Genomic DNA, 17,947 nt, shown 5'->3' with positions numbered 1-17,947 from the left:
GTCCGATGTGGTGCGACGTGGTTCGTCCGGGCGGCGACCGTGCCGGGGACCGGCGCCGGTCACCGCCGGACCGGCGCGGTCAGCGCTGCGCGGTGGGGGAGGGAGGGGCGCTGCCGCCGCGCGGCGCCTCGCCGGCCATCAGCCGGCTGATCTCCGCCCGGTCGGTGGCGCCGGGCAGCCCCCACTCCGGTCGGTAGCCGTACACCTCGTGCAGCGGGGTGGAGCCGGTGCGGCCGTTGAGGATCTCCACCGCGGAGGTGTCGATCAGGCCGGGGTGCTCCACGCCGCAGGCCTCGGCGACCTTGACCAGGTCCCGCCGCAGGGTCTGCAGGTAGTTGGCGGCCCGCACCGACTTGCTGGCCGGGTCGAGGCCGCGGGCCAGCCAGGAGTTCTGGGTGGCGACACCGGTGGGGCAGGTGTCGGTGTGGCACTTCTGGGCCTGGATGCAGCCGATCGCCAGCATCGCCTCCCGGCCCACGTTGACCAGGTCGCAGCCGAGCGCGAACGCCACGATCGCGTTGTCCGGCAGGCCGAGCTTGCCGGCTCCGGCGAAGACCACCTGTTCGTGCAGGCCACGCTCGGCGAAGGTCCGGTAGACCCGGGAGAAGCCCTGCTGGAACGGCAGCGACACCGAGTCGGTGAAGATCAACGGCGCGGCGCCGGTGCCGCCCTCCCCGCCGTCGACGGTCACGAAGTCCACCCCCCGGCCGGTGTCGCGCATCAGGTCGGCCAGCTCGGTCCAGAAGCCCAGGTCGCCGACCGCCGACTTGATCCCCACCGGCAGGCCGGTCTCGGCGGCGAGCAGCTCGACGAAGTCCAGCATGCTGTCGCAGTCGGAGAACTCGGCGTGCCGGGACGGGCTGACACAGTCCTGGCCGGCCGGGATGCCGCGGGTCGCCGCGATCTCCGCCGACACCTTCGCCCCGGGCAGCAGCCCGCCGAGACTGGGCTTGGCGCCCTGGCTGAGCTTCACCTCCAGCGCCCGCACCGGCGCGCCCGCGACGACCTCCCTGAGCCGGTCCAGGCTGAACCGGCCGTGCTCGTCGCGGCAGCCGAAGTACGCCGTGCCCAGCTGGAAGACCAGGTCACCGCCGTTGCGGTGGTACGGCGACAGGCCACCCTCGCCGGTGTTCTGCCAGCAACCGGCCAGCGCGGCGCCCTTGTTCAGCGCCTCGATCGCGTTGCCCGACAGCGAGCCGAAGCTCATCCCGGAGATGTTCACCACCGACTCGGGCCGGAACGCCTTCGTCCGGCCCCGGGCGCCGCCGAGCACCTTGGCACAGGGCAGCCGCACGTCGTGCCCAGCGGCCGGCGTGGACGGCGGCACGGCCGCGCCGAACGTCTTGTGCTTGATGATCGGATATCCGGCGGTGTGCTCGATGTCGTTGTCCGTGCCGAAGCCGAAGTAGTTGTTCTCCTGCTTGGCCGAGGCGTACACCCAGCGGCGCTGGTCGCGGGTGAACGGCCGCTCCTCGTCGTTGGCCGCGACGATGTACTGCCGCAGCTCCGGGCCGATCGACTCGAGCAGGTACCGGGCGCGGCCCAGCAGCGGGAAGTTGCGCAGCAGCGCGTGGTCGCGCTGGGTGAGGTCGCGCGCGGCGAGTGCCGCGAGAGCGGCGGCGGCGACGGGTACGGCTCGACGGGCCCAGGTCATGCCCGCCAGTCTCCCCGGGATCGTGGCGGTCCGCACGGTTCGCGCGGGCATGCCGATCATGCGGGGTGGGTACCAACGCCGTCATGAGCAGCAGCCGGGCCGACCTGCGTGCCGTACCGTCGACCGCCGAGCGGGTGGGCACCGTCGCCGTGGTCGCCCACCGTCGCAAGACCCTCGGTGGTGGGTTGGCCGAGCTGCGCGCCACGCTCGCCGACGCCGGCATCACCGACCCGATCTGGTACGAGGTGCCCAAGAGCCGCAAGGCCCCGAAGAAGGCCCGCAAGGCGCTGCGCGAGGGCGCCGAGCTGGTCTTCGTCTGGGGCGGCGACGGCATGGTGCAGCGCTGCGCCGACGCCCTGGCCGGCTCCGGGGCGACGATGGCGATCCTGCCGGCCGGCACCGCCAACCTCTTCGCCACCAACCTCGGCATCCCGCACGATCTCACCGAGGCGGTCCGGATCGGCCTGCTCGGCCGGCGTCGCGCCCTGGACCTGGGCCGGGTCAACGGCGAGCACTTCGCGGTGATGGCCGGCGCCGGCTTCGACGGCGAGATGATCGCCGAGGCGGACCGGAAGCTCAAGGGCCGGCTGGGGCGCCTCGCGTACGTCTGGACCGGGCTGCGGCACGTGCGCGGTGAGCCGGTGCGGATGCGGATCCGGGTCGACGGGGCCGACTGGTTCGACGGCGAGGCCACCTGCGTGCTGTTCGGCAACGTCGGCACGATCACCGGCGGCATCCCCGCCTTCGACGACGCCCGCCCCGACGACGGTTGCCTGGATGTCGGGGTGACCACCGCGACCGGTGTGATGCAGTGGGCCCGCACCCTGGGCCGGATGGCGGGCGGCCGGTCGGAGGACTCGCCCTTCGTGCGGCTGACCCGGGGGCGCCGGATCAGGGTGCGGTTCGGCGCGCCGATGACCTACGAGCTGGACGGCGGCGACCGCGGCGAGACCGACCGGCTGAAGGTACGGGTGGTACCGCGGGCGCTGACCGTCTGCTGCCCGGACGACCCGCCGGTCAGTCCCGGGGTGTCGTGATGTTGACCATCCAGGCGACGCCGTAGGGGTCGGTGCAGGTGCCGAACTCGTCGCCCCACATCTGACGCTCCAGCGGCACGGAGACGGTGCCGCCCTCGACGAGCGCCGTCCACCAGGCGCGCAGCTGCCCGGCGTCGTCACCGCTGAGGCAGATCGCGATGTCGTTGCCCGGGTGGTGGTCCATGCCCGGGGCGGTGTCGGAGGCCATCAGGGTGAAGCCGTCGTCGGTCTCCAGCAGCGCGTGCATGATCTTGTCGGCGAGCGCCGGGTCGTCGTTGCCGAACTCGGCGAACGTGCTCATGGTGAGCTTGCCGCCGAACACGCGCTGGTAGAACTCCATCGCCGTCCGGCTGCTGCCGGGGAAGTTCAGGTACGGGTTGAGCCGGGATCTCATCGCGCCCTCCTCCTGTCCTGGTCAGCGCATCGTCGCATCCGGACCGGTGGGGACAGGGGTGGCGCGCCGGGCGTACGCGGTGGGGGCGGCGCCGTCGACGCCCCCACCGCCGCCTCGAGGGGACGGCCCGGTCAGTCCTGGGTGAACGACTGGCGCACCACGCCGCCGACCAGGGCGCACCAGGTGGTGGTGGAGACCTTGCCGTTGGTGTCCAGCCCGTGCAGCTCCTGGAGGTCCTGCAGGGCCTTCTTGGTCACCCAGTCGTACTGGCCGGTGATCGCCACGTCGGTGTAGCCCTTGGAGTTGAGCATGAACTGGACCGCCTGCACCGGGATCCCGGTGGCGTCCTTGCCCAGCTCCGGGGCGAGCGTCTCCCAGGTGGGGCCGGTGAGGGTGGCGTCGACGTCGACCGGGATGCCGTTGCGGGACTGCCAGTCCTGCACGGCGGCCACGGTGGCCGCGTCGAAGACGCCGGTGACCGGCACGGTGTAGCCACGGTGGGTGAGCAGGTACTGCGCCACCCGCACCACCGGTCCGCCGACGAAGCGCCAGATGTCCGGCCAGCGGCGGGCCGGCACGTCGGCCAGGTCGGTGCCGAGGGCGGTGAAGACCCGGCGGCGCAGGGCGGGGAACTCGCGGTAGAACATCGCGCCGGGGCACTGGGTGGCCCGGAAGTCCCAGTGGCCGAAGATGTCGTGGGCGTGCAGCCCGTACTGCCGGCAGATGGTGGTGCAGAGCTTCACCAGCGAGTCCAGCAGCTGCTGCGGCGGGGTGTCGGTGACGTAGGTGCCCTCGTTCTCGATGCCGATCGACCGGCCGTTCTCGCCGGGGCAGTGCGCCGAGATCATCTGCCGGTCGCCCACGCCGAGCCGCTCCAGGCTGCCGTGTCGTCCCTCCAGGACGTACCCGCCCCGGCTGACGGTGAAGTGCTGGCCGGTGTCGGACCAGTGGTTGACGTCCAGGTGCAGGTCCTGGCAGTCGCGGGCGAGCTGCTTGGCGTGCTCCTCGGAGTAGTCGGTGACGTTCGGAAACGCCATGTGGTGCAGCATGATCTTGTTGGTGGCGATGGCGCTGATCGACAGCGGGTCGGCCGGCGGGCGGGCGCCCCACTCGTCGCAGCTGATGATCCAGTCGAGGTCGGCGCCGGTGGCGGCCAGGGCGGCGGACGGAAGGGCCAGCTCGCTGCCGACGACCGCGACCGCGGCGGCGCCGAGACCGGCCCGCAGCAGGGTCCGGCGGTCGAGTTCGGGGTGGTCGAAGTGCATGACGTCTCCTCAGTGGCCAGCGCGGGCACGCCGGGGTGCGTGAAAAGGAACTCCATCGGCTACGCGTGCAGTGGAGGATATTGCCAACAACGGTCGGGCGCCAGAGGCTGCGTCGATCGAAAACCGTCGACGGCGGGTACGTCCGTCCCGGGCCACGGGCGGCCGGGCCCTACCCTCGGGGCGTGGCCCATCCCGTACCGCAGCGCCCGCCGCGCCGGTTCCACTCCGACGACATCCTCAGCGGTCGGGTGAACCTCGACCCGTACCCGTTCCGGTACATCATGCTGACGCCGTCGCCCGGCGCGATGGTGAGCAACACCCTCTCCCTCGGCGCCGGCACGCTCGCCGAGGTCGACCGGCTGCTCGCCGCCGTGGAGTTCCTGGAGACCCGCAACTGGGAGCTGGTCACCCTGGAGCAGGGCGGGCTGGTCGCCTTCCTGCGCCGGCGATATCCGGCTCCCTGAGCGGCGGTGGCGGGCACCGCGCGGTGGCGGTGGTCGACTATGGTCGTCGGCGTCACTCAGCACGGGGGTGCGTGGCCGCACGGTCGCGTGGCCGGCCGCCGGACCCGTGCCGGCCAGCGGGGGAGCGGATGCCCTACCACGAGCAGCACGGCGCGGACGACCCGCGCCTGGACGACGCCCGGGAGTTCCTGGCCCGGATGGAGCGCCACTTCGGCCAGGCGCGCCCCGGCGAGGACGTCGGCGGGTACGGCCCGGTCTCCGGCACCGACGTCACCGGCTCGGTGACCTGCCTGGTCGACACCGACGGCGACCTGGTCGACCTCTGGCTCGACCCGGGCTGGTGGCGGGCCGTGGGTCCGACCGGTGTCGGTGTGGCCCTGCTGGCGGCCCTGGACTTCGCCCGTTCCAAGCTCGGCGTCGCCCGCGCGGTCGCCGAGCGGTACGGCCACGAGCTGCCCGCCCCACCGCGCCCGCAGCGGCTGCTGCCGTCCCCCACCGGGCCGCTGCCCGACCCGGACTCGCCGCGCTACGTCGAGGCGATCCAGGCCAAGGCCGACCGGGGCTTCGAGATCCTCGCCGCGGCGGACCGGCTGAGTCGGCAGGCCGCCGAGCTCGACCACCGGGTGGTCGTCGGCCCGTACGGCCTGGTCCGACTCACCCTGGCCGGCGGCGGCGTGCTCGCTGCCGAGGTGGACGGGTACGACCTCGGGCCCGCCGACGGTGACCGGATCGCCGCCGACGCCGTGGCCGCGCTCCGCGAGGCCGCACAGCTGACCACCGCCGCCCGGCGCTGACAGGGAGGAAGACCGATGGGTGACTACTCGCGGGCCAAGGTGCAGGTCGCCACCGAGGCCATCCGCGCGGAGGCGGTCAAGTGGCGCAAGCTCTCCGACCGGATGCAGACCGTCGCGCGGACCACCGGCGACCAGAACCTCTCCCCACTGGCCTTCGTGGTGCCCGACCCGCTGATCGGCGGCGTCTCCGCCACCGACCTGCAGAGCGCCTACGAGAAGATGCACAGCCAGCTGACCACGTTGTTCACCGACGCGGCCACCGAGTTCGACCAGTTCGCCGGGGCGCTCAACCGCAACGCCGACTGGTACGAGCACGCGGAGGAGGACAACGTGGCCAACTTCGACAAGATCTGGTCCGCCTGACCCTCCCGCCCGACCCAACCGACAGGAGCCGTCGTGCCGCCGCAGAGCACGGAGTTCGCCCCCAACATCATGAGCGCCTTCCGGAAGGGCGTCGACCTGGTCGAGGATGTCCTCCGGCGCATCCGCGAGGGTTGGGACAAGCTGGTCGCCAGCGTCAACTCGCTGCTCAAGCGGGTCGAGGACGAGCTGGACAACGACAGCATCTGGGCGACCATCTCCGAGTGGTGGACCGAGAAGATCGCCAGCGCGGTCCGGAAGATCCACGAGCTGATGGAGACCATCGGCAAGGAGGTGAGCAACGCGCTGCAGCGGCTGGAGTACGCGTTCCAGGGCTCCGTGCCGATCGGCTCGCTCTTCGAAACCGGCTTCCAGTTCACCACCGGCGTGCTGACCCCGCTCTCCGAGATCGGCAACGACATGGGCGGCGGCCACAACCTCGCCTACTGGCAGGGCCCGACCAAGGAGGTCTACACCCAGGAGGTCGAGCGGCAGACCAAGGCGGTGGACGCCAGCGTCGGCAAGGTCAAGGCGACCAGCCAGTGGCTCGCCGACGTGGCCACGGCGAACACCGCGTACATCGTCGAGGTGGGTGAGCACTACGCCGCCGTGGCCGGCGCGATCACCAGCACCGCGATCGACATCTCGGAGACCGCGGCCGGCGCGGTCACCCAGGCGCCGTTCGCGCTTCAGGAGTTCTCCAGCCTGATCGGCACCGCCGTCAGCGAGGGGATGAGCTACCTGCTCAACCTCGGCAAGCGGCTCGCCGAGGTGATCCAGTCGATCAACACCCTGGCCAACGAGATCGCCGACCACAGCGGCGAGCTGAACGGCGGCCGCTGGCCGCAGTCCGTGACCGGCTGACCCACCAGGAGGAGCCCGCGTGCGCGCATTCCGTCTCGTCACCGCCGCCGCCCTGCCCGCCCTGTTGTTGGCGGCCGGCTGCGGATCCACCGGGGACGACGCAGAGCAGCCCGACCCCGCGCCGACCACGGCCGCCGGTACGCCCCGGGCCACCGAGGCGGCGTCCACCGGCGCCCGGTGGACCGGGCTCGCGCAGCGCTGCCCGCAGCTCACCAGCGCTGCCGCCCGGACCTTGAAGGCCACCGGGGCGGGCACGCCGGACCGCGCCGAGTCCGGCGACGGGACGTACGTGGCGACGGCCGGCTGCGCCTGGGGTGCCGCCGCCCAGGGCGGCCGTCCCGGGGTCAACGCCAAGGTGACCGTCTACCGGCGCCTGCCGGCCGGCGGGGACGTCACGAAGGAGGCGACCTCGCAGCTGGCCGGGCTGCTCACCGGGATCCGTGCCGAGGCCGGCGAGGCGAGCAACGGCGGACGGACGGTGCTGGTGCCGGAGGCGACGCCGGGCGACGAGGCGTTCACCGTGCTCTACCCGGCCGAGAAGGTCGCCGCGACGACCGTCCGGTCGGCGAACGCCGTGGTCACCGTGCGGATCCTGCTGGGCCGCTCGCCGGAGAACCGGCTGCCGGTGGTCACCGGGCAGCTGCGGGCGCTGCGCCCGCAGCTGCGTGAGCTGGCCGCGGACGTCCTGGACGACCTGCGCTGACCGTACGCGCGGCCGGGTAGGAGTGACCGGCGCCGCGGTGGGTATGCGCGGCGCCGGGAGGCGGGGGCCTCCGGGATCGAGGGGTCATGGGAAGCGCCGCCGCCGTCATCGGCCTGGTCGTCGTCGTGGTCCTGGTGGTGCTGCTCGCGTCGCTGAGCGTCCGCCTGGTCCAGCAGTACCAGCGGGGGATCGTGTTCCGCTTCGGCCGGGTGCTGGAACGCATCCGGCAGCCCGGTCTGCACCTGATCGTGCCGATCGCGGACCGGATGGTCCGGGTGAGCATGCAGACCACCGTGATCGGCGTGCCGGCGCAGGGCGCGATCACCCGGGACAACGTCACCCTGACCGTGGACGCGGTCGTCTACTACCGGGTGGTGGACCCGGTGAAGGCGCTGGTGAACGTGCGGGACTACCCGTCGGCCGTGCTCCAGGTGGCCCAGACGGCGCTGCGCTCGGTGATCGGCAAGGCCGACCTGGACACCGTCCTCGGCGACCGCGAGCGGATCAACGCCGAACTGAAGTCGGTGATCGACGCCCCGACCGAGAAGCCGTGGGGCCTGCTGATCGAACGGGTGGAGGTCAAGGACGTCGCGCTGCCCGAGGGGATGAAGCGCTCGATGTCCCGGCAGGCCGAGGCGGAGCGGGAACGCCGGGCGCGGGTGATCGCCGCGGACGGCGAGTACCAGGCGTCCCGGCGGCTCGCCGACGCCTCCCGGGCGATGGCCGACACGCCGGGTGCGTACCAGCTGCGGCTGTTGCAGACGGTGGTGGACGTGGCGGCGGAGAAGAACAGCACGCTGGTGATGCCGTTCCCGGTCGAGCTGCTGCGGTTCTTCGACGAGTTCGCCAACGGCACCCGGCAGCAGCCCGCCCCGGCCGCCGGGCAGCCGGTCACACCGGTGCCTACCCCGCAGGGCGTACCGGCGGGGGACGGGCACCGCGGCCACCCGGAGACCCGGCACTGACGGGGCGGGCGCCTCGCACCGGTGGTCGTGGGCTCAGACCGGGACCACCGGCTCCCGTCCGTCGCGCTGCTCCGGCAGCGGCTCGACGACCGGATCCGTCGGTTTCGGCAGGGTGAACACGAACCGCGCCCCGTCGGCGTACGCGTCGTCCAGGTGCAGCGTCCCGCCGTGGTACTCGACGATCTTCTTGCAGATCGCCAGGCCGATCCCGGTGCCGTCGTAGGTGCCGCGCGGGTGCAGCCGCTGGAAGATCAGGAAGATCTTGTCGGCGAACCTCGGGTCGACCCCGATGCCGTTGTCGGCCACCGCGAACGACCAGCCCGCCGCCTCCTCGATGACGGTGACCCGCACCCGGGGCGGCCGGTCCGGGCTGCGGAACTTCACCGCGTTGCCGAGCAGGTTCTGCCAGAGCATGGTGAGCAGCGTCGGGTCGCCGTGGACCACCGGCATCGGGTCGGCCTCGATCTCGGCGTCGGCCTCGGCCACCGCGCCGGACAGGTTGGAGCGGGCCTGCGCGAACACCTCGGCCAGGTGGACCTCCCGCTCGTCGCTGTAGACCCGGCCGATCCGGGAGAACGCCAGCAGGTCGTTGATCAGGTCCTGCATCCGGGTCGCGCCGTCCACGGCGTACCCGATGTACTGCCGGGCCCGGTCGTCGAGCCGGTCGCCGTAGCGGCGCTGGAGCATCTGGCAGAACGACGCCACCTTGCGCAGCGGCTCCTGCAGGTCGTGCGAGGCCACGTAGGCGAACTGCTCCAGGTCCTCGTTGGAGCGGCGCAACTCGGCGGCCTGCTGTTCCAACGCGTCGCGGTCCCGGCGGCTGGACATCAGCGCGTCGACCACCGTCTGCCGCATGGTCTCCACGTCGGCGGTCAGCCGGGCGATGTCGGCCGGGCCCTCCGGGCGCAGCCGGTGGTCGAACTCGCCGCCGGCCACCTGCCGCACCGACGCGCCGAGCCGGTTCAGCGGGCGCAGCACCGTCGTGCGTACCAGCACCGCGATGACCACGCTGGACAACAGCAGGGCGGCCAGCAGCAGCACGAAGAACAGGTCCCGCCGGGCCCGCGCCCGGTCCAGGTCGGCCCGCCCTGCCGCCTGCACCCGGTCCAGCCGGCTCTCCAGCAGGGTCAGCGCGGCCCGGGCGGCGTCGAAGGCGAGCCGGCCGCGTTGCACCACCGGCGCCAGCGCCGTCGCGGACGTTCCGGCCCGCCGCTGGGCGATCAGCCGGGTGGCGAAGTCGGCCCGCCAGCGGTCGGCCAGCGCCAGCGCCGCGTCCAGCTCGTCCAGCGCCGCCGGTTCGCCGGCGAGCAGGCCGCGCACCCGGGTCACCGTCGCGCGCTCGGTCCGCAACCCCTCGTCGTACGGGCGCAGCAGCTGGGCGTCGCCGGTGATGACGTACCCGCGAACCGCCGCGACCTGCTCCAACAGGCCGACGTCCAAGCGCCCGACGGCGGTGCGGGCCGGGGCGATCCGGTCGGAGAGGCGGTTCGACACGGCGGCCGTGTGGGCCAGCTGCCCGGCCCCGAACCCGCCACCGGCGAGCACCAGCACGGTCATCGCCAGCATCATGATGCTGAGCCACCGGCTGGTCGTCAGGGCGGCCCGTCGGCCGCCTCCCGCTGTGGAGCTGCTGTTCACGGCAGCAGGGTAACCGAACCATGACGGCGTTTCCCGCTCAGCCAGCCAGGGTAGTGCCGCCCGGTACGACCCGAGCTGACAGGCGTGGAGGAACCTCAGATGAAGGACAACTTCGGGGACGCGGTGGGTGACGCGCTCCGGTCGGTGATGCTGTTCCTGCCCAAGGCGGTCGCCTTCGTGGCGATCCTGGTGGTCGGCTGGCTGATCGCCAAGGCGGTACTCAAGATTGTCGACAAGGTCCTGGAGCGGGTGCACTTCGACCGGGCGGTCGAGCGCGGCGGCGTCAAGACCGCCCTGGCCCGGTCCCGCTACGACGCCAGCGACATCGTCGCCAAGCTCGCCTACTACGGTGTGCTGCTGGTGACCCTGCAACTCGCCTTCGGCATCTGGGGCCCGAACCCCATCTCGGACCTGATCGCCGGGGTGGTCGCCTGGCTGCCGCGCGCCTTCGTGGCGATCGTCATCGTGGTGGTCGCCGCCGCCATCGCCCGGGCCGTCAAGGACATCATCGGCGCCGCGCTCGGCGGCCTGTCGTACGGCCGGGTGCTGGCCACCGTCGCCTCGGTGTTCATCCTCGGCCTGGGCGTCATCGCCGCCCTCAACCAGATCGGGGTGGCCACCGCGGTGACCACCCCGGTGCTGATCGCGGTCCTCGCCACGGTCGGCGGCATCCTGGTCGTCGGGGTGGGTGGCGGCCTGGTCCGTCCGATGCAGAGCCGCTGGGAGTCCTGGCTCAGCCGGGCCGAGCGGGAGTCCTCGACGATCGCCACGCACGCCCGCGCCTACCGGGAGCAGCGGCGTGAGGAGGCGGCCCGGGCCACCCCGCCGGCCGCCCCCGCCACCGCGGACGCCGTGCCGACCCCGCCGGCCACCCCGTACGACGCGGCCGAGACCACCCAGATCGTCTCCCGACCCGACGAGGCGGAGCTGACCCAGCCCGTCGCGCCGTACGCCGACGCCGACCGCACGTCTCCGACCACGCCGGCCGTCCCGGCGGAGCCGACCGTGCCGAGCCAGCCGGCGCCGCCCGCCGAGCGCCCGGGCGGTGACGCCGAGGCCACCATGATCATTCCGTCCCAGCAGGACGTCGACAAGTTCCGCCGCTGACCCTGGCGGGCAGCAGGAAGGGATGGGACCGGTCCGGTCCCACCCCTTCGCCATCCGCACCGGGCCGCGCCGGAGCGGCCGTCGGGCTACCATCACCCCCATGACCTGGCGATGTTGATCCCTAGCCAGAGGCACTGACCGCGGGCCGCCGTGGCCGCCGCACCAGCCGGCGTCCACCTCGTCCCCAGGAAGGCCTCATGACTGTCACCTCCGCGCGGGTGCCCGACACCCGTGTGCGCCGCTTGGCGGCCACCCTCTACGGCTACGCGTTCCTCACCGACGTCGTCCTGCTCTATCCGCTGTATCCGCTGCTGTTCAGCGACACCGGGCTGTCGGTCGGGCAGATCTCCTCGCTCTTCGTGCTCTGGTCGGTCACCGCGATCGCGCTGGAGGTGCCCTCGGGCGCCTGGGCCGACGCCGTGTCCCGCCGGCTGCTGCTGTGCCTGGCCCCGCTGCTGGCCGGCGCCGGCTTCGCGGTCTGGGTGTTCCTCCCGTCGTACCCGGCCTTCGCCGCCGGTTTCCTGCTCTGGGGAGCCGGCGGGGCGCTGGCCTCCGGGGCCCTGGAGGCGCTGGTCTTCACCGAACTCGACCGGCTGGGCGCCGCCGGCCGGTACGCGCGCACCATGGGCCGGGCGAAGACGGCAGGGGTGCTCGGCACCCTGGCCGCCGCGGCGCTCGCCGGGCCGGTGCTCGCGGCCGGCGGCTATCCGGCCGTCGGGGTGGCCAGCGTGGCGGCGTGCCTGCTGGCCGCGGCGATCGCGGTCCGGTTCCCGGAACACCGCGCGCCCGACCCCGCCCCGACCGGTCCGCCCACCGGCGACGGTCCGACCCACGCCCACGGCGATCCCGAGACGGACGTCAGCGCGGAATCCGGCTGGCTGGCCAGCTTGCGCACCGGCCTCGACGAGGCGCGCACCGACCGGAGGCTCGCCGCCGCGGTGCTGCTGGTCGCGGTGGTCGCCGCGGTCTGGGGCGGCCTGGACGAGTACGTGCCGCTGCTGATCCGCGAGACGGGTGTGCCGGCGGCCGGTGTGCCGGCCCTGGTGGCGCTGATGACGATCGGGGTCACCCTCGGCGGGCTGGCCGCCCCGCTGGGGGAGCGGCTGGGCGACCGCGGGTACGCCGCCCTGCTGGCCGCCTCGGCCGTGGCGCTGGCCGTGGGCGCCGGTTCGGGGCAGCCGGTCGGCCTCGCGCTGGTCGCTGCGGCGTTCGGCGGCCTCCAGTTGGCCACCGTGCTGGCCGACGCCGGGCTGCAGACGCGGATCACCGGCCCGAGCCGGGCGACGGTGACGTCGCTGGCGGGAATGGCCACCGACCTGACCATCATCGGGGTCTACGCCGGCTACGCGCTGGCCGCCGGTGTGGGCGGGCACCGGTGGGCCTTCGCGGTGGCCGCGGTGCCCTACCTGCTGGTGGCCGGCTGGCTGCTGGTGGCCCGCCGGCCGGCGCGGCCACGCCGGCCGGCTCAGTCGGGCAGGGCGTCCAGGTAGACCCAGCGGCCGTCCTCCCGGACGAAGCGGCTGCGCTCCTCCAGGGTGCCCGGCCGGCCCGCCTCCCGGTAGTGGGCGCGGAACCCGACGGTGCCCTCGGCGTCGAAGAGGCCACCGCCGTGGGTGTCGCGCACCTCCAGGCGGACCCAGCGCTGGTCCCGGTCCAGGCGCAGCCGCGCCGGCCGGGTGGTGGAGTGCCAGCTGCGCAGCAGGTAGTCGGCGTCGCCGACGGCGAAGGCGCTGAACCGGGAACGCATCAGCGCCTCCGCCGTCGGGGCGTCGGACTCGCCGCGGTGCAGCGGCCCGCAGCACCGCGCGTACGGCCGGCCGGAGCCGCAGGGGCAGGGTCGATCGGCCACGTCCGGCCGGGCTGCACGTCTCGCCACCCCACCATTGTCCCCGATCGTCCCGCACCGATCGGCGGGGCCCGGTGCCCGACGGTCGGCCGGACGTCGCCGCCGGGTCCGGCGATTGCGCTGCTCCGGCGCTTCCCAGCACCCGTAACTGTGTCTACAGTCGATGGACCGGCGGGCGGAGCTGGTCGCCGGTTCCCCGCACCGAGGAGGTACGGCACATCGTGGTGTCTGTCCAGAGAAGGCTCGCCGGCGCCGTCGCCGGTGTCGTGGCCGCGTCGATGGCCCTCGCGGCCCCCGTCCAGGCCGATCCCAACAACAATTCCGCGAAGAAGCTCACCAAGGCCGTCACGGTGGACGGCGTCCTGCGCCACCTCGACGCGCTCCAGGCCATCGCCGACGCCAACGGCGGCACCCGCGCCTCCGGCACCCCCGGCTACCAGGCCAGCGTCGACTACGTCGCCGGCAAGCTGGAGGGGGCCGGCTACCAGGTCACCCGGCAGGCCTTCCCGTTCCCCTACTACGAGGCGCACGGGTCGTCCTTCGCCCAGGTCGCGCCGAACCCGACCACCTACACGGCGGGCGTCGACTACAGCCTGATGACGTACTCCGGGCCGGGAGACGTCACCGGCGCGGTGGTGCCGGTCGACCTGAACCTCGCCAACCCGGCGGCGGCCACCTCCGGCTGCACGGCCTCCGACTTCGCGGGGTTGGACCTGACCGGCAAGGTCGCCCTCATCCAGCGCGGCGGCACGAACTGCGGCTTCGGGGTGAAGGCCACCAACGCCAAGAACGCCGGCGCGGCGGCGGTGATCATCATGAACCAGGGCAACGGCACCCGGGAGGCCAACCCGGACCGGTTCGCCCTGTTCGCCGGCACGCTCAGCGCCCCGGTCGGCATTCCCGCCGTCTCCGTCTCCTTCGACACCGGCGCGCAGTTCGCGGCCACCGCCGGGCTGGTCGTGCGGATCGTGGCGGACACCGAGTCGGAGATCCGCACCACCTGGAACGTCGTCGCCCAGTCCCGGTACGGCCGCACCGACAACGTGGTGATGGCCGGCGCCCACCTGGACTCGGTGCCGGAGGGCCCCGGCTACAACGACAACGGCACCGGCAGCGCCGCGCTGCTCGAGGTCGCGTTGCAGATGGCCAAGGTCAAGCCGAACAACGCGGTGCGGTTCGCCTGGTGGGGCGCGGAGGAGCGGGGCCTGCTCGGCTCCAACCACTACGTCGCCGAGCTGACCGACGCCCAGATCGCGCAGATCGCGCTCTACCTCAACTTCGACATGGTCGGCTCGCCCAACTACGTGCTGGGCGTCTACGACGGTGACGACTCGGCCACCACCGGCGCCGGTCCCGGCCCGGAAGGCTCGGCGCAGATCGAGTCGGTGTTCGAGCGGTTCTTCGCCGAGCGTGGCCTGGCCACCGTGCCGGCCGACTTTACCGGCCGCTCCGACTACGGGCCGTTCATCGCCGCCGGGGTGGACATCCCGGCCGGTGGCCTGTTCACCGGCGCGGAAGGGGTGAAGACCGCGCAGGAGGCCGCGCTCTTCGGCGGCGTCGCGGGCAAGTCCTACGACCCCTGCTACCACCAGGCCTGCGACAGCCTCACCCCGGTCGCCGACGGGGCCGACGCGGACCTGTACGCGGCCCTCGACGCCGCGTACGACCTGCACGGCAACGTCAACACCTTCGCGCTGGACGTCAACGCGGACGCGATCGCCACCGCGATCATCACGTTCGCGTTCGACACCTCGGCGATCAACGGCGTACGGCGGGCCCCGGGCCGGTCGCACGACGCCGGGCACAGCGCCGAGGCGGGCGTCGACGCGCACTCGCACGGTGAGCTGGCCGGCTGACCGTCGTACCTTCGGAGCCGGGTCCGCTGTCGGCGGGCCCGGCTCCGTCGCGTGGCGCCGTCAGTAGCGCAGCGCCGCGCCGTCCGGCCCGGGCGCCGGCGGCGGCTCGGGACGCCGGGCCGAGGCGGCCCGCAACCGTTCGAAGGGGGCGAGCCACGGTGCGCGGACGATGGCGTCCCAGGCCAGGGTGGGGAAGAACTGCCCCTCCGCCGGCTCGCCGCGCTCGCAGTCGCCGTCCGACTCACCCGGATGCTTCACCCACAGCAGCGCCGCGACCCGCTCCAGCTCGGGCCGGGTGGTGGGGGGATAACCCAGCCCCCGCTTCGGCGGGTTGCACGACTGCGCCTCCGCCGGCGGTGGCCCGGTGTTCCGGGAGGTGTCGATGACCATCTCCCGGCCGTCGACCAGGTCGGAGACGGCCAGCCCCCACAGGTGGCTGAACTGGGTCAGCTCCCGGCCGCCCACGTTCACCGCGAAACCCTCGGCCCGGTCGATGCCGGCCCGGCGCAGCCGCTGCGCGGTCTCTCTCTCGTCGAGCCGGTAGGGGATCCCGGCGTCGAGGTAGACGTACTGCCCGGCGTCGGCGAGCCGGGTCACCGCGGCGGTCAGCAGCGCGGCCCGCTCGTCGTCGAAGCACTCCGCGTCCAGGCCGCCGGGTTCGAGGATCACCGCCGTCTGGCGGTCACCGATCCGGCTGACCAGGTCGCCGAGGAACGCGTCGTAGGTGGCCCCGTCGGCCGCCCCCCAGCCCTCGCAGTCCCGGTTCGGCAGGTAGCGCACCACCAGCACGGCCAGGGCGCCGGCCTGGTCGGCCGAGCGGAGCAGCCGGTCCAGCTCGGGCAGGTCCCGTGGTCCGTTCACCCAGCGGGCCTGCGGTCGCTGGGTGATCGGGTCGAGCCAACCGGCGCGGTGCGCCCGCTGCCACCGCAGGGCCGGCAGGGCGGGGTCGACCGCCATGACGGCGTCGCGGAAGGGATGCCGCTGGACGGGCGGCTGCGCCTCGGGCGGGGTGGCCGCGCAACCGAGCGCGCCGACGAGCACCGTGACGAGCGTGCCGGTGAGGAGAGCCGAACGCATGTCGGACAACCTATCCGGCCCGGAGGACCGGGACCACGCCGGATGGCCCGCGCCGTGCGGGCCGTCCGATCCCGACCGGCCCGGACCGGGTTCGGGCTCAGGGCACGCGGGTGGCGAAGACGACGACGTTGTCCAGGTAGTCACCCCGCCGGACGTCGAACCGGCCCCCGCAGGTGACCAGGCGCAACCGGGGGGCGTCACCGCCACCGTAGACCCGCTCGGTGGGAAAGCTGTCCTTCGGGTACGACCCCACCCCGTCCACCCGGAAGGTGACCGTCGTGGAATCGGTCCGGTCGACGCGGATGGTGTCGCCGGTCCGCAACCGACCCAGGTTGAAGAAGACCGCCGGGCCGCTCAGCGAGTCGACGTGCCCCACGATCACCGCGTTGCCGGCCTCGCCGGGGCTGACGCCGGGTCGGTACCAGCCGGTGACCCCGGGCCGGTCCAGTGGCGGCACCTCCAGCCGCCCGTCGGCGTCCCCGGCCACCGGGACCACGTCGGCGCTCACGTGGATCGCCGGGATGGTGACCCGCACCGGGGCGGAGCGGGGCAGCGTGTCCCCGCGGGGGGCGGACGGCTCCGGCGCGACCGTGGTGGCCGGCGGGCGGGGCGGCGGCGCGGGTTCCAGGACCGTGCCGGCGGCGAGCAGCGCGAACCCGGTCGCCCCGGCGACGGCGATCGCGGCGACCGCCGACCGGGTCGTGGGCGCCGGGGAGCCGGCGCGGTTCGGCGATGGCAGGGTCCCACCTCCGTCCGACGGGGGTGACCGGTGCCCGCGCCGGTGTCACCGGCGCGGGCACCCGTTCTCAGATGGTGTGTCGTCGTGCGGCCCGTCGTGTGGCCGGGCCCGACCTCGCGCGGCGTGCCGGCGCGTCAGGCCATCGCGCCGGCGTGGCGCCGGCGGCGCAGCAGCACGACCAGACCGGTGGCGCCGGCCCCGAGGAGCGCGCCGCCCGCGCCGAAGGCGACCGCGGCGCCGGTGCCGGTGCCCCCACCGCCGCCCCCGGCGCCGGCGGGCGCGCCGCCGATCGGCGTGACGGTGAACTGGGCGCTGCCGGCCGAGCTGCCGTCACCGCAGGTGGCGGCCGCCGTGTAGGTGCCGAGGGTGAACCCGGCGGTGAAGAGTTCGGCGCTCAGCCCGCCGCCCGCGGCGGCGGTGGTCGACCGGACGTTCTGGTCCCGGTCGGGGCCGGTGACGCGGAAGATCGCGTCGCCGTCCTTGGGGTTGCACGTCTTGGCGGTGAGCACGACCGTTCCGCCGACCGGTGTGGTGGCCGGTGACACGGTGGTCTCCGCGAGGGCGATCGCCGGGAGCAGGAGCGCGCCGAGACCCACGCCGACCGCCGCAGAGCCGAGAACTGCCTTTGCCTTCATACGCGTCTTCCCTCACTTTTCGTCCGCTGACTGCGTGGGACGTCGTTCGGGTGGCCAACTCCGTGACTAGCACCGGTGTGGCCAACACTAGGCCGCTTGGTGCCTCCACCCAGGGAAAATGAGAATTCCTCTTTGCCGTCCGGTGTCCGCCCCCTCGCCGCGCAGGTGCGGACATGCCGGCACGGAGCCTCCGACCGGGCGGTCGGATCCGCGCCGGGGACGCGGCGCGCAAACGGACACGGGGCCATCAACCGGCCACGTCGCCGCTGGCTGGCCGCAGGTCGCCGTGACCAGCTGAACTGCTCGTACGCGCTGCGGAACCTCTGCTTCGCCGCGCACGCCGCCGGCCGGGTGGACGAGGCCCGGCTCCTGCTGGAGGAGTCGACCAGGCTGCGTCGGGAGGTCGGGTTCCTGCCCGGCGTCGCCGCGAACCTCGTCGGGCTGGCCCGTCTCGCCGTCGACGAGGGGCGCCCGGACGACGCCACGGCGCTGGCGGCCTAGGCGGCGCGGATAGCCGCCGCGACCGGCTCCCGGGGCCTGCTGCCGCTG

Annotated in this window: 19 protein-coding genes; 11 read left to right on the top strand and 8 right to left on the bottom strand. The window is 73.7% G+C overall.

The window, feature by feature from the left end; all coding sequences use genetic code 11:
* Positions 1–79: 79 nt before the first annotated feature.
* Positions 80–1,654: an FMN-binding glutamate synthase family protein gene (locus GA0074704_RS17895; RefSeq protein ID WP_088973773.1), complete on the bottom strand. Its 1,575-nt coding sequence runs from the start codon at positions 1,652–1,654 to the stop codon at positions 80–82.
* A gap of 83 nt (positions 1,655–1,737) precedes the next feature.
* Between GA0074704_RS17895 and GA0074704_RS17890 the strand changes: the two genes are divergently transcribed.
* On the top strand, positions 1,738–2,691 hold the full coding sequence (locus GA0074704_RS17890; RefSeq protein WP_088973772.1) for a diacylglycerol/lipid kinase family protein: 954 nt from the start codon (positions 1,738–1,740) through the stop codon (positions 2,689–2,691).
* Here GA0074704_RS17890 and GA0074704_RS17885 read toward each other — a convergent pair.
* Together GA0074704_RS17885 and GA0074704_RS17880 are read right to left on the bottom strand one after the other, a co-directional pair.
* Positions 2,672–3,085 carry a VOC family protein gene (locus tag GA0074704_RS17885; protein ID WP_088971569.1) on the bottom strand — a complete coding sequence of 138 codons (414 nt, stop codon included), beginning with the start codon at positions 3,083–3,085 and terminating at the stop codon, positions 2,672–2,674. The genes GA0074704_RS17890 and GA0074704_RS17885 overlap by 20 nt on opposite strands.
* A gap of 131 nt (positions 3,086–3,216) precedes the next feature.
* A complete protein-coding gene (locus GA0074704_RS17880; RefSeq protein WP_088971568.1) occupies positions 3,217–4,350 on the bottom strand; it encodes a peptidoglycan recognition protein family protein in 1,134 nt (377 codons plus the stop codon).
* Between the two features lie 182 nt (positions 4,351–4,532).
* Between GA0074704_RS17880 and GA0074704_RS17875 the strand changes: the two genes are divergently transcribed.
* The 6 genes from GA0074704_RS17875 (at position 4,533) to GA0074704_RS17850 (ending at position 8,500) form a co-directional block, all read left to right on the top strand.
* Positions 4,533–4,814, top strand: coding sequence for a hypothetical protein (locus GA0074704_RS17875; protein ID WP_088971567.1), 282 nt, complete (start codon positions 4,533–4,535; stop codon positions 4,812–4,814).
* Positions 4,815–4,942: 128 nt separating this feature from the next.
* A complete protein-coding gene (locus GA0074704_RS17870; protein WP_088971566.1) occupies positions 4,943–5,608 on the top strand; it encodes a hypothetical protein in 666 nt (221 codons plus the stop codon).
* Between the two features lie 15 nt (positions 5,609–5,623).
* Positions 5,624–5,971: a hypothetical protein gene (locus tag GA0074704_RS17865; protein WP_088971565.1), complete on the top strand. Its 348-nt coding sequence runs from the start codon at positions 5,624–5,626 to the stop codon at positions 5,969–5,971.
* Between the two features lie 33 nt (positions 5,972–6,004).
* Complete coding sequence (locus GA0074704_RS17860; RefSeq protein WP_088971564.1) at positions 6,005–6,832, top strand: hypothetical protein; 828 nt, start codon at positions 6,005–6,007, stop codon at positions 6,830–6,832.
* 19 nt (positions 6,833–6,851) lie between these two features.
* Positions 6,852–7,535: a hypothetical protein gene (locus tag GA0074704_RS17855; protein ID WP_088971563.1), complete on the top strand. Its 684-nt coding sequence runs from the start codon at positions 6,852–6,854 to the stop codon at positions 7,533–7,535.
* Between the two features lie 86 nt (positions 7,536–7,621).
* Entirely contained in the window at positions 7,622–8,500 is an 879-nt protein-coding gene (locus tag GA0074704_RS17850; protein ID WP_088971562.1) for an SPFH domain-containing protein, read from the top strand.
* Between the two features lie 33 nt (positions 8,501–8,533).
* Here the strand turns inward: GA0074704_RS17850 and GA0074704_RS17845 are convergent, their stop codons facing one another.
* Positions 8,534–10,138 carry a sensor histidine kinase gene (locus tag GA0074704_RS17845; RefSeq protein ID WP_197697543.1) on the bottom strand — a complete coding sequence of 535 codons (1,605 nt, stop codon included), beginning with the start codon at positions 10,136–10,138 and terminating at the stop codon, positions 8,534–8,536.
* A gap of 99 nt (positions 10,139–10,237) precedes the next feature.
* On the opposite strand from GA0074704_RS17845, the gene GA0074704_RS17840 reads away from it, so the two are divergent.
* Positions 10,238–11,245 (top strand): mechanosensitive ion channel family protein, encoded by a 1,008-nt coding sequence (locus GA0074704_RS17840; protein ID WP_088971560.1) that lies wholly within the window; start codon positions 10,238–10,240, stop codon positions 11,243–11,245.
* 197 nt (positions 11,246–11,442) lie between these two features.
* Positions 11,443–12,735 carry an MFS transporter gene (locus tag GA0074704_RS17835; RefSeq protein ID WP_088971559.1) on the top strand — a complete coding sequence of 431 codons (1,293 nt, stop codon included), beginning with the start codon at positions 11,443–11,445 and terminating at the stop codon, positions 12,733–12,735.
* Here GA0074704_RS17835 and GA0074704_RS17830 read toward each other — a convergent pair.
* Positions 12,711–13,121: a YchJ family protein gene (locus GA0074704_RS17830; protein ID WP_172880607.1), complete on the bottom strand. Its 411-nt coding sequence runs from the start codon at positions 13,119–13,121 to the stop codon at positions 12,711–12,713. The genes GA0074704_RS17835 and GA0074704_RS17830 overlap by 25 nt on opposite strands.
* A gap of 191 nt (positions 13,122–13,312) precedes the next feature.
* Between GA0074704_RS17830 and GA0074704_RS29475 the strand changes: the two genes are divergently transcribed.
* Positions 13,313–14,947, top strand: a complete 1,635-nt coding sequence (locus GA0074704_RS29475; RefSeq protein ID WP_231926519.1) for a M28 family peptidase — start codon at positions 13,313–13,315, stop codon at positions 14,945–14,947.
* A gap of 60 nt (positions 14,948–15,007) precedes the next feature.
* On the opposite strand, the gene GA0074704_RS17820 is transcribed toward GA0074704_RS29475, so the two are convergent.
* The 3 genes from GA0074704_RS17820 to GA0074704_RS17810 form a co-directional block, all read right to left on the bottom strand.
* Entirely contained in the window at positions 15,008–16,024 is a 1,017-nt protein-coding gene (locus GA0074704_RS17820) for a glycoside hydrolase family 6 protein (protein ID WP_088971557.1), read from the bottom strand.
* Positions 16,025–16,121: 97 nt separating this feature from the next.
* Positions 16,122–16,577 (bottom strand): class F sortase, encoded by a 456-nt coding sequence (locus GA0074704_RS29470; RefSeq protein ID WP_269458926.1) that lies wholly within the window; start codon positions 16,575–16,577, stop codon positions 16,122–16,124.
* Positions 16,578–16,897: 320 nt separating this feature from the next.
* On the bottom strand, positions 16,898–17,398 hold the full coding sequence (locus GA0074704_RS17810) for a hypothetical protein (RefSeq protein WP_088971555.1): 501 nt from the start codon (positions 17,396–17,398) through the stop codon (positions 16,898–16,900).
* A gap of 132 nt (positions 17,399–17,530) precedes the next feature.
* Between GA0074704_RS17810 and GA0074704_RS29210 the strand changes: the two genes are divergently transcribed.
* Positions 17,531–17,899: a hypothetical protein gene (locus GA0074704_RS29210; RefSeq protein ID WP_197697542.1), complete on the top strand. Its 369-nt coding sequence runs from the start codon at positions 17,531–17,533 to the stop codon at positions 17,897–17,899.
* Positions 17,900–17,947: the final 48 nt, after the last annotated feature.

It is taken from the genome of Micromonospora siamensis, from assembly GCF_900090305.1.
In the GTDB taxonomy this organism is placed as follows: Bacteria; Actinomycetota; Actinomycetes; order Mycobacteriales; family Micromonosporaceae; genus Micromonospora; species Micromonospora siamensis.
Note: the sequence above shows the minus strand (reverse complement) of the source record. Positions and strands in the feature narration are given on the sequence as shown.